Source organism: Ruegeria conchae (assembly GCF_000192475.1).
Lineage (GTDB): Bacteria > Pseudomonadota > Alphaproteobacteria > Rhodobacterales > Rhodobacteraceae > Ruegeria > Ruegeria conchae.
This window is the reverse complement of the sequence record NZ_AEYW01000007.1, coordinates 207,269-219,335: the sequence shown is the minus strand read 5'-3', so window position 1 is coordinate 219,335 and position 12,067 is coordinate 207,269. Positions and strand designations below refer to the sequence as shown.

Sequence of the window (12,067 nt, the reverse complement as noted above, 5' to 3'; positions counted from 1 at the left end):
GTCAGAATTCGTTTGTCACAGGATGGATTTTCGGGGGCGCATCAGTCAAACTCAAATAACTTAAACAAACTTCAAGGAAGCTGAAGGTTGGCCATCAAAATCGAAATGTTGCGATGCTTTTGCACCGTCGCGCAGACCGGCAATCTGGTCGAGGCAGCCGATCGCCTTGGCCGAACGCAATCAGCCATCTCAATGACGCTAAAACAGCTCGAGGACCATCTGGGTAAGAAACTGTTTGAAGGCGAGCGAAAAAACCAGCTATCGGCGCTGGGTGAGCAGGTGTTCGAACTTGCCCTGAAGCAGATTCGCCAATTTGACCAGGCAGTCCAGAACATCGATGCGGCGGCACAGGCTCAACAGGGTCTGATCCGGATCGTATCCGTCCCTTCGGTCGGGGCGTTGATATTTCCACCTCTGCTGGAATACATGACCAGCCAGTTCCCAGGTGTTAAGATCGAACTGCGTGACTCGGATACGCAACAGGTGCTCGACGCGATTGCGCAAGATCAGGCCGATATCGGCATTGCATCGGGATATCATCCATTGAATGGTGTTCGCGCTCTTCCACTATTTCAGGATCCATTTGGACTTGTCGCCGCCTCAGATCATGACCTGATCACAAGTGCAAAACCGCTGAGCATCGCTGATATCCCAACCGCGCCATTTGTGCGAAATAGGCTTTGCGATCTCATTCAATCGCCAGCGTTCCTGTCAGCCACCGAAAATGCCGCGATCACAATCCACAATACACATTCACTGATCACTCTGGTTCGATCCGGTAATTGGATCACTGTTTTGCCCCAAACCGTGGCGGAATTCCTGCCAGAGGCGGTCGCTTTCCGCCCTATCGTGGATCTTGACGACAAGAGGCAGGTTTATCTGTATGTCCGCGAACGGTCGCGGTTTCAGAACCTGACCGAACAGTGCAGCACTTTCATATTGTCATGCGATTTCGCCAAGAAATAGGATTCCCAAATTCAGCCTCCGCGCAGGCGCTGCATCAGATAAACTTCGGCACCTTCCGGGATCGGCTCGGACAGACCCGTCGCGATGATGCGACCGTCAACCGCAACCGATACGCCCGCGTCAATTGGGGCCTGTAATCGGGGATGATGGCGCACCAGTTCTTTCAACAACTCCCCCGTGGTAGCCGCCTCAACTTCGACCACCTGCTGGCCTCCGGTCAGAGACCGGAGGCTGGACCAGAGGTGAACCTGGATCATTTTTCCTTAAGCGCCGCCAGAATGCGCGGCGGTGACATCGGCAGTTGCTTCATCCGCACACCAGCTGCGTTGGATACCGCGTTGGCGATGGCGGCCAGAGGCGGCACGATCCCGGTTTCACCCACGCCGCGCACGCCAAAGGGATGGCCGGGGTTGGGCACTTCGACAATCACCGTATCAATCATCGGCAAATCGCTTGCGACCGGGATGCGGTAGTCAAGGAAGATCGAGTTCTGCAATCGACCATCCTCGCCATAGATATATTCCTCGTTCAGCGCCCAGCCGATGCCCTGCGCGGCGCCGCCTTGATATTGGCCTTCCACATAGGTCGGGTGGATCGCCTTGCCGGCATCCTGAATGACCGTGTAGCGGACGATGCTTGTTTTGCCGGTTTCCGAATCCACCTCGGCATCCACAATATGAGTGCCAAAGGACACACCCGCGCCTTCCGGGGTGGCTTCGAAATGACCTGAGATCGGACCTCCGGTCGCGCCCATATCTGCGGTGATGTCAGCCAACGGCAGCGGGTCGAAATCGCCCGCATTCGGGCCCGACGGTACTGCGCAACCATCCTCCCATTTCACCGCATCAACCGGAATGCCCCATTTGGCTGCTGCGCGTTCGCACAGTTTCTCAACCGCGTGGTTTGCGGCTTTGATCGTCGCCAGACCACTGGCATAGGTTACGCGGCTGCCGTGAGAGACATCATTGTAACCAAGCGAAGCAGTGTCCGCGACGGTCACCCGAATGTTTTCATAGGGAATACCCAAAACCTCGGCCGCCATCAGGGCCATTGATGCACGCGAACCGCCAATGTCAGGCGTTCCAACCATAACTTGCGCCGAGCCATCCTCGGACAAGGCCAACGAAACAGAGGTCTCGCCACCGTGGTTGAACCAGAAGCCACAGGAAATTCCGCGCCCCTGCCCTGGTTTCAGCGGTGCCGAATAATGCGGATGCGCCTTGGCTGCTTCAAGTGTTTCGACAAGGCCGATGCGCTCATATGTGGGTCCATAGCTGGCTTTTGAACCTTCAGCCGCCGCGTTCTTTAGGCGCACATCCACAGGGTCGAGACCCAGCTGATTGCACAGCTCATCCAGCACAGATTCAACCGCAAACGCGCCCATAGGTGCGCCTGGCGCGCGATAGGCGGCCTGTTTGGGGCGATTAGCTATTACGTCATACCCCACCTGCCGCACGTTGGTCAGGTCATAGGGCGCAAAAGCACACATCGCAGTCAAATCGCCGGGTGCACCGGGAAACGCGCCGCCCTGCAGACGAAAAATACCTTGGGCCGCTGTGATCGTGCCGTCTTTCTTCATCCCTATCTTAATATCCATCGACGCGGATGAAGTGGGGCCGGTGGACCGGAATACCTCGGATCGGTTCATCACCAGCTTGACCGGGCGGTTGGCTTTGCGGCTTAACGCCAAGGCCACCGGTTCGATGAACACAGTGGTCTTGCCGCCGAAACCTCCTCCGATTTCGGAAGCTGTCACGCGCAACTGCGCGGTTTCGATGCCCAGCAATGTGGCACAGTATTTCTGGGCGTACCAATGACCCTGAGTGGTGCACCAAAGTTCTCCCTTACCATCCATGCCCAACGACGCAAGACAGGCATGAGGCTCGATATAGCCCTGATGAGTCGCCTCGGTCACAAAGCTGTCTTCGATGACCAGATCAGCCTCGGCGAACCCGGCCTCTACATCTCCGTGACCGCTTTCATGATAGCGTACGACATTTGGATGCATGCCTTCAGGCACCGAATAGTCGGCCGCGCCTTCGCGGATCACCGGTGCATCCGCAGCCATCGCGTTGTCTACATCGGTGACATGAGGCAACACTTCATATTCCACCTCGATCAGTTTCAGCGCATCACGTGCAGCCAACGCTGAAGTCGCGGCAACCGCAGCAATCGCATGGCCGTCATACAGCGCCTTCTCGCCCGCCATGACGTTTTCCAGGACATTCCAGAACTCGCCTTCCAGACCCGGCTTGAACGGGAGTACGGCAAAATCTGCACGAGTGACGATAGCCTTGACATCCTTGAGCGCCTCGGCCTTTGAGGTGTCGATCCTGACGATCCGCGCATGGGCGTGGGGTGAGCGCAGGATTGCACCATGCAACATACCCGGCGCGTAGGCATCAGCCCCGAACCTGGCACGACCTGTCACTTTGTCGAGCCCATCAGGGCGGTCGGGGCGCGTGCCCACAAAGTTGAAGATGGACTTACGATGGTCGAGTGCCATTACGATGCCTCCCGCAACTCAGCGGCCGTATCCATCACGGCGCGGATGATCTTGTCATAACCGGTACAGCGGCACAGATTGCCGGCCAGCCAATAGCGCGCCTCTTCCTCGGTTGGATCCGGGTTCTTTTCCAACAGGGATTTGGCCGCAACCAATATGCCCGGCGTGCAAACACCGCACTGCAGGGCGGCATATTCAATGAACTTCTTCTGCAACGGATGAAGGACATAGCCATCTGCGATCCCTTCAACGGTTTCGATCTGCTTGCCCTCAGCCTCGACGCCCAGCATCAGGCACGAACACACCAGACGACCATCGACGGTCACAGAGCAAGCGCCGCAATCACCGGTGCCGCAGCCTTCTTTCGCGCCGGTCAAGTTCAGCTTGTCGCGCAAACAATCCAGCAGCGTTTCACGCGGATCGCAAAGATATTCAACTTCATCACCATTTACGGTGGTCGTTACGTGCAGCTTACTCATGCTTGCTCTCCCTTGGCGCGGGCATAGGCGATCTTGGCGGTACGCTTGGCAAGAACTCCGGCAACTTCGGTCCGAAACGCGATGGTGCCACGTTTGTCATCAATTGGGTTGCACGCAGCCGATGCGGCAGCGGTGAGGGCATCGAGCGCGGCGTCATCCAAAGTGGTGCCAATGATCGCGCGGGCTGCTTCTTCGACCAGAAGAACGGTCGGCGCGACAGCCCCAAGTGATACGCGCGCCTCGGTGATGATGTCGCCGTCCAGTCGCAGGTTTACACCCACTCCGACCACGGCGATATCCATTTCGGTACGCGGGATGAACCGCAGATAGGCATCCCCACCGTTTTCGCCACGCGCCGGAATGTTGACAGACGAGATTACCTCACCCTTAGCCAGTGAAGTTTTACCGGGACCGGTCGGGATGTTTTCAACCGCCACGTCCCGTGCACCCTCTGGGCCAGTGACTGTGACCGTTACACCTGCCGCGACCATGGCGGGAACGGAATCAGCCGCCGGAGAGCCATTGCAAAGGTTACCGGTCAACGTTGCGCGCCCCTGTACCTGAGTCGATCCGATCAGGTCCATTGCCTCGACCACACCGGGCCAGTCATGGCCAAGCTCAGGGTGCTCGCTCATCTCTGCGCCGGTTGCGGCTACACCCAATGTCCAACTGCCGTCGGAATTACGGGTGATGTCATGTACGCCGTTGATTTTCTTGATATCGATCAGCGTATCCGGTGTCACCAGTTCCGAGCGCAGTTGCACCAGAACGTCGGTGCCCCCCGCCAGAAACCGCGTGATGCCCGTTGCATTTTGTGCCAGCGCCGACGCTTCGGCAAAACTGGCAGGGCTGTGATAGTCCATGAAAGTACCTCGCACCTGTTGATCAGGGTTCACTGGGTTTTGCGGGGACGTTAGTGCAGCGACCCCAGTTCGTCCATGGCCTGTACGACCTATTTTTTGATCTAAATATGTCGCATTCAGACTGCGCTCAGAGATCGATTTCGATCACACCGTCTTTTTCCGCTGCGCGGCTTTGGCAAAGAATGATCGCCTCTTCTCGTTGTTTGTTCGACAACACAAAATCACGATGTTCGATTTCGCCCGAAATCACACCGCATTTGCAGACACCACAGATGCCATCAGAGCATTTCACATCAACGTGAAATCCCGATTCATTCAGGACCTGAGCAGCATCTTTGTCCGCTGGCACTTTCAGTTCCCGACCCGATTTGGCCAGCCTAAGGGTGAATTCGTGGTTTTCGTATTCCGGCTGTTCAGGGACCGAAAAATACTCCAGATGCCGCGCTTCTTCTGGGAAACCCTGCGCTTCGGCGGCTTGCATGACGCCATCCATGAAACGATCCGGACCGCAGGTATAGACATGCCAACCCTCCTGATAGCCGCCAAGGATCGCATCCAGATCGGCACGCGTGCCCTCATCTGAAAAATGATAGTGGACGTGATCCGCCCAGGGCATCGTGGCCAAGTCGTCCAGATATCCCGCCCCGGCGCGCGTGCTGGCAGAATAGTGCAGTTCAAATGGACTTCCTAACGCGTGCAATCGATGCGCGAAGGCAATCATCGGAGTAATCCCGATGCCGCCCCCCATCAGGAACGATTTTGATGCATCTTCATTCAGCTCAAAGTGGTTGATCGGTTTGGACACGAAAACCTTACGACCTTCATTGAAAATCCGATGCAAGAGGGCTGATCCACCCCGCCCCTCATCTTCGCGCAGAACGCCGATCTGATAGGTCGAGCGATCTGACGGGTCGCCGGACATGGAGTACTGCCGCAAAAATTCTGGCGCGACCAGCACGTCCAGATGCGCACCAGCAGTCCATTCGGGCAGCGAGGCACCATTGAGCGTCGAGAATTCATACTTCGTGACATCCGCGGTCATCTTGTCGACCTTAGTCAGCTCCACCCTCATGACCGGAGCATCGCCTGCGATCTGATAACGATGAATGACCGACATATCGCCCGCAGCCTTGCGGGCTTTGTATTCATCGGCAGTCAGCATCGCTTCATACGCTGCGATCCCGGCCTCGCGGTCCATCGCAAACGGATAGGGCCACGGATGCGGTGCAAGGTAGGCCGGATACACCGCAAGCGTCTGATCCTCGTATTTCAGGTCGAGGTCCTTTTGCAGATCGCGCCGGTTCAGGGGATGTTGCGTAGGGCGATAGGCACCGTCAGCTTCCAGCTCTATATCCCACCACCATTTCTTGGTGTCATTCAAACCGCCATTGCCGACGGCATCGTCCAGCCTTGCCAAGGCAGGCGCGGCCTGAGGGATATTCATCGCGGCCCATCGGAAAGGGCGTTCCTTGAATATGCCTTCCAGATTCCAGGGGCAGGTTTTCATGCAACGCCCACACATGGCGCCGCCCGGAGTGGTGACCCGGTAGGTCGCGCATTTCTGACTATCGGACTTCCAGATTTCGTAGCCATTGAACATCAGCTTCGGCCCGGCGGTGATCGCACCCGATGGGCACTCACGCGCGCATTTGTTGCAGTTCTCACAAAAAGTCTGCAGGCCAAAATCGATCGGCTTGTCATGCGTCATCGGCATGTCGGTTGTCACGACACCCGATTTCAATCGGGGGCCGAGATATGGGTTCAGAATAACTTCTCCGATCCGACTGACCTCGCCCATTCCCGACAGTAGCAACAGAGGGGGCTGCAGCACCTCTCCATCCATCACCGTATGGGCCTTGGCTTTGTAGCCGAGGTTGCGGATTTGCTGCGCAATTACGCCGCCCAAAAGCGAAAACCGCAGATATGCGCGCATCGACTGGGCCACGCTGATCCAGTCATCACCGCTGGCGCCTTCCATCGTCTCGTAACCCTGGTCAATGATCATGCTGATCGCCTGATCATGTGGCGGGTTTATCTCTTCGCCAGTGGCGTCGTGGGAATACCAGCTCCATTCGGGACACCGGCTGAGACCGACCGCGTCGACCCCAAGGAAGTAAGTCGCAGCCTTGATATTCGCGGCATTTCGGTCGGCATCTGTAGGTCCTTCGACCTTGGCGCTGTCGCCATCCTGCAGCAGAACAAACGCGCCCAGCGCACGGCGTTGGGCAAAGCTTGGGGCCGCTTTGCGGACATAATAGCCGCCCTTGGCTGCGTCCTGCAGGTTTTTGCCCATGTCGCCGAACTGTGCTCGTGCGAACATATCCGCCCGTTTGGGCACGCGGGCAACATTCTCTTCGTCGATATATGTGGTGGGGTTATCCACGCGTTTGAGGTTTTCGAACGGATGGGCACCATCGACATATCGACGCTTAGCATACGGATCACGGTTCATGGCATTCTTCGCAAAGCCGGTACCCAACCACCACGCTGGACCCTGGGTTCGGAACCAGGGTTGTTCCGCCATGGGGCAAAGCGGGAGGTCATGAGCAAATTCCATTTCGGTGGTTACCGCTGTCAGACCAAAGCGTTTGCCAAGCCACGGCACTACGACTTCACCGTCCTCCAGTGAAGCCAGGCCTGCGGCCACGGCGAGTTTGCCCAGATCAACCTCGGATGACATTGCCGAGTGTGCCCGCGCATCAAAACCCAACAAACGAATGTAGTTGGCTATCACAACGGCATTTTCGGTAGCCAAGAGGCAGGCGCGATGATCCTGCGCCTCCGCGATCCATTCGGCCCCCGGCTCAGCAGGGTCAGGATCACGGTTGAATTCGTAAAGAAACACAAGTGCATGGCGATGGCTGTCGATGGGCTTGGGTTCGGCCTCCATACTTTCTTTCAGATCAGCCATGATCACATCGATACCCGAGGCCAGCGTTTTGGTCTGGCGGGTTCGAAGGGCATGGGCCAAGCGATCGATATCCGGGTTGCGCCGGGGTTCGGCCAACATTGCATCCGGCAGTAGAGGTCCGCAGCCCATCATCGACGCGTCGTTAAAATAACCGAACGCTTTCAGGTGGTTGGCGCGATCAACGGGATCGGCTGGAATTTCAGACGCGACTGGATTCACGAAACCGTCCCGGATCGCATCCAGCATTGCCTGGAATTCTCCCATTGCATTGACGATGCTTTCGGGCCGATCAGAACGGTGATAGCTGAGCGCGCGCATTGGTGAGACTTGTGACAGGTCAGGCATCCGGTTTTGCCGTGCCAGCCGTTCCAATGGGTACGAGCCCATATGAACGGGTCGGTTCTTGTCCGAGAAAAAGCGGATCCCCATCGCGTGCCTCCTGCTTGCTGCCTTTCCCCCTATCCGGGCATGGACACCAAATCCATTCATGAATAGTCATATATGGTATGAACAAAATTGATTTCACCGATCTTGATGGCAAAGTCTTGCGGGTATTTTTGACGATACTCGAAGAAAGTTCAGTCTCGAAGGCGGCCGACCGGTTGGGGGTGACGCAATCGGCCATCAGCCATACGTTGGGAAAGTTGCGGCAGGTGCTTGGTGATCCGCTGTTCGTTCGATCCGGGCAAGGACTAACCCCGACCGAGCGCGCGCTTGCCCTTAAAGAGCCGGTGCAACAGGTGCTCGACAAAATGCGCGCCCTGACCGTCGGCCGTCCATTTGATCCTGTGTCTGAACAGATGGACATCCAGATCGCCACCAATGATATGCCGCGCGAGCTGATCTTTCCCGAACTGCTGCGGGAAACACGCGACGAAGGCGTCCGGCTGCGGCTGGAATTCATCCCTTCGGGGGTTCCGGACCCGGACCTACTACGCAGTGACCGGTGCCAGTTGATGCTGACCCCATTGCCGCCAGATGGGCCGGATATCTTTCAGAAACGGCTGATCACCAGCCCGCTAATGATTTTCTACGATGCCGCCCACCACGACCCGCCCAAGGACTGGCAGGCATATTGCGATAGCGATCATGTCGAGGTGCGTTTCGCCGACGGACGAAATGCCCGTGCCGTAATGCGTGGCGTGGACCAAAGCCAGATCAGACCACCCGTTGTTACCTTGCCGCATTTCAACGCAATCCCGCCCTTCGTGAAAGGCAGCGACCTGATCTCGACCGATACAGCTTTGATACAACGCGGCCCGCTGGCGACACTGGACTGTGCGCCCTTACCATTTGAGTGTGACCCAGTGTCGATCTACATGGTCTGGCACCAGCGCTCGACCAACGATCCCGCGCATCGCTGGTTACGCACACGGATCGAGAGCATTGCCGCCAATCTTCAGACCTGAGATAGAAGCCAGTCGCGCATGTGTCCTACTAATTCTGGTTGACGTGGCTTCTTAGGGGTGACGATAAAAAAGCTCAGATCATCAACCAGCACCTCGGATAATGGTTGCGATAGGCGCCCCGAGGCCAGTTCATCCGACACAAGCGGGGCATTGGCCAGCGCAAACCCCTGACCTGAGATTGCGGCGTCAATCGCCAGGCTTGTCTGACTGAAGCTTATCGTCCGGGGTTTCCCTTCTACCCCTGCACGTTCCAGATACAGAGGCCAAAGTCCGTGGGAATCGCTGAGTAGAACGTACTCCATCAGATCATCTGGGCTGGAGATTTGTGATGCCAATTCTGGAGAGCTGACAACAACGAACTCGGTCGAGAATAGCGGTATGGCATTCAGGTCCTGCGCAATCGGCGAACGGCTTTGACGTACTGCGATGTCGATCCCATCCGATCTGAAATCCGCCAACCGCTCGCGTGCATCAACCTGAACTGAAATATCGGGATAGCTGGTCAGAAAATCATTCAAACGCGGCACCAGCCATTTAGATGCAAAACTGGGCGTGACCGATATTGCGATCTGCCTATTATTGGATAGGTCATCGAAGGCATCTTCGATCAGACGAAACGCCCGACGTAGTGGCGCTTGGAACCTGCGTCCCGCTTCGGTTAGCCGCAACCCGCGCGGAAGGCGTTCAAACAGAGCAGTCCCCAATCGCGCCTCAAGTCCACGCACTTGCTGAGCAACGGCCCCTTGAGTGACCCCAATTTCTTCCGCTGCAAGGCGAAAGTTCAAGTGACGCGCCGAGGCCTCGAAGGCGCGCATCGCGTTGAGAGGTGGAAGAGCAGGCATTCTTAGACTGTAGATTTTCTACTGCTATCGCGCAATAGAACTGATTGGTCAAATTCATGCAGGTCAGTCATCTTCACATCAGTTATCGCAGAGGGGCGCGAAGATGGAAAAAGTTGCATTGATCACTGCAGGCGGCAGCGGTATGGGCGCGGATAGCGCGCGCCGGTTGGCGGCGGACGGGTTCAAGGTTGGCATCCTATCCTCTTCGGGTAAGGGTGAGACGCTGGCGCATGAATTGGGCGGCGTCGGTATTACGGGTTCGAACCAGTCAAATGATGACCTGCAAAAACTTGTGGATGCGGCGATGACCAATTGGGGGCGCATCGATGTACTGGTCAACTCGGCTGGTCATGGCCCACGCGCACCGGTGCTCGAGCTTACGGATGAGGACTGGCACACTGGTATGGATGTCTATTTCATGAACGTGGTGCGGCCCACACGTCTGGTTACCCCTATCATGCAGGCGCAGGGTGGTGGATCGATCATCAACATCTCGACCTTTGCCGCCTTCGAACCTGACCCGGTGTTTCCGACTTCGGGCGTATTCCGCGCGGGGCTGGCAGCCTTTGCAAAACTGTTCTCGGACAAATATGCCACCGACAATATCCGCATGAACAACGTCTTGCCGGGGTTCATCGACAGCCTTCCCGAGAAGGAAGAATTCCGCGCACGCATTCCGATGGGCCGATATGGGCGCAGCTATGATGAGATCGCCTCGGTCGTCTCGCTGCTGGCCTCCGAGGGTGGCGGATATATCACCGGCCAGAATATCCGTGTGGACGGCGGCATTACCCGGTCTGTCTAAACTTCAAAATCGGGTTTTGACGAGGTGCGTCAGGGCAGCTCCGGTTTCGAAAAAAGCACGGCGTAGACCCGTCCAGCTCTCACAGTACTCCGTTATCGGCGGCACAGGCAGCAGCGACGGATCATCGTTAAGCAGGCTTTCGGCCATCAAGCGACCGAACACCGTGCCCGGTCCGATCCCACGCCCCGAGAACCCATGCGCGGCAAGCGCATTCGGACCAATCTGAATGATCTTGGGAATGTGGTCTGAAGTCATCGCAATGCGTCCGTGCCAACCTTCGACCAGCGGTTGATCCGCCAGTTGCGGATAGAGCACCACCAACTTGCGACTGACCCAAGCTTTGTGCGCAAAGCCTCCGACGCTGTTCAGATCACCCATTCCGCCAATGATAAATCGTCCCTCCTGATCCAGCCGGAACGATGTCATGATCAGCCCTGTATCCCAACACCCTTCACCCTCGGGCAGTATGCTGGCTCGTAGGTTATGTGACAGCGGAGCAGTGGCGTATTGGAAATAGTACACAGGTACGTAGGCGGGCGCGGTATCGGCGATGCCTTGATGATAGGCGTTGGTCGCCTGAATGATCGATTTGGCACGCACGGTGCCGTTTTCTCCGTGCAAAACCCACATCCCCGCCTCCTGTCGCAGGGATTGGATTGGGCTATCGGTATAGATCAGCGCCCCCGCATCCTGCGCAGCGCGTGCCAGGCCGACTACAAAGGCCAGCGGTTGAATTGTGCCAGCACGGGGGTCGAACAATGCGCCATGGACAGCGGGGCTACCTGTGCGCTTGCGTGAGGTGTTTGCATCAAGTAGCTCGACCGGCGCCCCAGAAACGCTCAACTGGCTATGGCGTGTATGCAAATCCTCAAAGCCCTTGGCCGAATGGGCACAATGTAACGTGCCATGCCTCACCGGCTCGCAGGCGATCTCATGCGCATCAATCAACCCAAAGACTTCAGATGGTGCATTCGCCAGCAGATCGATCAGACGATTACCTGGCACCTGCCCCAAGTGCGATCGAATTTGATCAGGCGGCAGCCAGAGCCCTGCATTGACCAACCCGACATTTCGACCCGAGCCGCCATGCCCAATCTCATGTGCTTCGAGTAGGCAAACCGAAGCCCCAGCCTTTGCTGCGGTCAAGGCGGCAGAGCACCCCGTGTACCCGCCTCCTATAACTGCAATGTCTACGGTTACGTCACCGGAGAGTTTTTGCGTTTTGATACTCTCGCCGCAGGTCTGCCGCCATAACGATTGATCATAGTCAGGCATTCCCAAGCCTC

The 12,067-nt window shown here is 57.0% G+C and carries 10 protein-coding genes; 3 read left to right on the top strand and 7 right to left on the bottom strand.

The annotated features are described in order from the left end of the window. Positions 1-87: 87 nt before the first annotated feature. Positions 88-966 (top strand): LysR family transcriptional regulator, encoded by an 879-nt coding sequence (locus G7G_RS0110070; RefSeq protein ID WP_010441053.1) that lies wholly within the window; start codon positions 88-90, stop codon positions 964-966. Positions 967-977: 11 nt separating this feature from the next. Here the strand turns inward: G7G_RS0110070 and G7G_RS0110065 are convergent, their stop codons facing one another. From G7G_RS0110065 to G7G_RS0110045, 5 genes are all read right to left on the bottom strand, one after another. Then, positions 978-1,223, bottom strand: coding sequence for a MoaD/ThiS family protein (locus G7G_RS0110065; protein WP_010441051.1), 246 nt, complete (start codon positions 1,221-1,223; stop codon positions 978-980). Then, complete coding sequence (locus G7G_RS0110060; protein WP_010441049.1) at positions 1,220-3,472, bottom strand: xanthine dehydrogenase family protein molybdopterin-binding subunit; 2,253 nt, start codon at positions 3,470-3,472, stop codon at positions 1,220-1,222. Before G7G_RS0110060 ends, G7G_RS0110065 begins: the two co-directional genes overlap by 4 nt. Then, positions 3,472-3,951 carry a (2Fe-2S)-binding protein gene (locus tag G7G_RS0110055; RefSeq protein WP_010441047.1) on the bottom strand — a complete coding sequence of 160 codons (480 nt, stop codon included), beginning with the start codon at positions 3,949-3,951 and terminating at the stop codon, positions 3,472-3,474. Before G7G_RS0110055 ends, G7G_RS0110060 begins: the two co-directional genes overlap by 1 nt. Continuing rightward, positions 3,948-4,814, bottom strand: coding sequence for an FAD binding domain-containing protein (locus G7G_RS0110050; protein ID WP_010441045.1), 867 nt, complete (start codon positions 4,812-4,814; stop codon positions 3,948-3,950). Before G7G_RS0110050 ends, G7G_RS0110055 begins: the two co-directional genes overlap by 4 nt. 127 nt (positions 4,815-4,941) lie before the next feature. Next, entirely contained in the window at positions 4,942-8,154 is a 3,213-nt protein-coding gene (locus tag G7G_RS0110045) for a reductive dehalogenase (protein ID WP_010441043.1), read from the bottom strand. A gap of 77 nt (positions 8,155-8,231) precedes the next feature. On the opposite strand from G7G_RS0110045, the gene G7G_RS0110040 reads away from it, so the two are divergent. Beyond that, positions 8,232-9,134 carry a LysR family transcriptional regulator gene (locus tag G7G_RS0110040; RefSeq protein WP_010441041.1) on the top strand — a complete coding sequence of 301 codons (903 nt, stop codon included), beginning with the start codon at positions 8,232-8,234 and terminating at the stop codon, positions 9,132-9,134. On the opposite strand, the gene G7G_RS0110035 is transcribed toward G7G_RS0110040, so the two are convergent. Next, complete coding sequence (locus tag G7G_RS0110035) at positions 9,125-9,976, bottom strand: LysR substrate-binding domain-containing protein (RefSeq protein WP_010441039.1); 852 nt, start codon at positions 9,974-9,976, stop codon at positions 9,125-9,127. The genes G7G_RS0110040 and G7G_RS0110035 overlap by 10 nt on opposite strands. Positions 9,977-10,079: 103 nt before the next feature. On the opposite strand from G7G_RS0110035, the gene G7G_RS0110030 reads away from it, so the two are divergent. Further along, positions 10,080-10,781 (top strand): SDR family oxidoreductase, encoded by a 702-nt coding sequence (locus G7G_RS0110030; RefSeq protein ID WP_010441038.1) that lies wholly within the window; start codon positions 10,080-10,082, stop codon positions 10,779-10,781. A 3-nt stretch (positions 10,782-10,784) separates the two neighbouring features. Here the strand turns inward: G7G_RS0110030 and G7G_RS0110025 are convergent, their stop codons facing one another. Next, a complete protein-coding gene (locus tag G7G_RS0110025; RefSeq protein ID WP_010441035.1) occupies positions 10,785-12,056 on the bottom strand; it encodes an NAD(P)/FAD-dependent oxidoreductase in 1,272 nt (423 codons plus the stop codon). Positions 12,057-12,067 lie beyond the last annotated feature (11 nt).

Bases quoted from the DNA above. Each gene is read 5' to 3' on its own strand.
- G7G_RS0110065 (WP_010441051.1), bottom strand. From the start codon at position 1,223: ATGATCCAGGTTCACCTCTGGTCCAGCCTCCGGTCTCTGACCGGAGGC.
- G7G_RS0110060 (WP_010441049.1), bottom strand. From the start codon at position 3,472: ATGGCACTCGACCATCGTAAGTCCATCTTCAACTTTGTGGGCACGCGC.
- G7G_RS0110055 (WP_010441047.1), bottom strand. From the start codon at position 3,951: ATGAGTAAGCTGCACGTAACGACCACCGTAAATGGTGATGAAGTTGAA.
- G7G_RS0110050 (WP_010441045.1), bottom strand. From the start codon at position 4,814: ATGGACTATCACAGCCCTGCCAGTTTTGCCGAAGCGTCGGCGCTGGCA.
- G7G_RS0110045 (WP_010441043.1), bottom strand. From the start codon at position 8,154: ATGGGGATCCGCTTTTTCTCGGACAAGAACCGACCCGTTCATATGGGC.
- G7G_RS0110040 (WP_010441041.1), top strand. From the start codon at position 8,232: ATGAACAAAATTGATTTCACCGATCTTGATGGCAAAGTCTTGCGGGTA.
- G7G_RS0110035 (WP_010441039.1), bottom strand. From the start codon at position 9,976: ATGCCTGCTCTTCCACCTCTCAACGCGATGCGCGCCTTCGAGGCCTCG.
- G7G_RS0110030 (WP_010441038.1), top strand. From the start codon at position 10,080: ATGGAAAAAGTTGCATTGATCACTGCAGGCGGCAGCGGTATGGGCGCG.
- G7G_RS0110025 (WP_010441035.1), bottom strand. From the start codon at position 12,056: ATGCCTGACTATGATCAATCGTTATGGCGGCAGACCTGCGGCGAGAGT.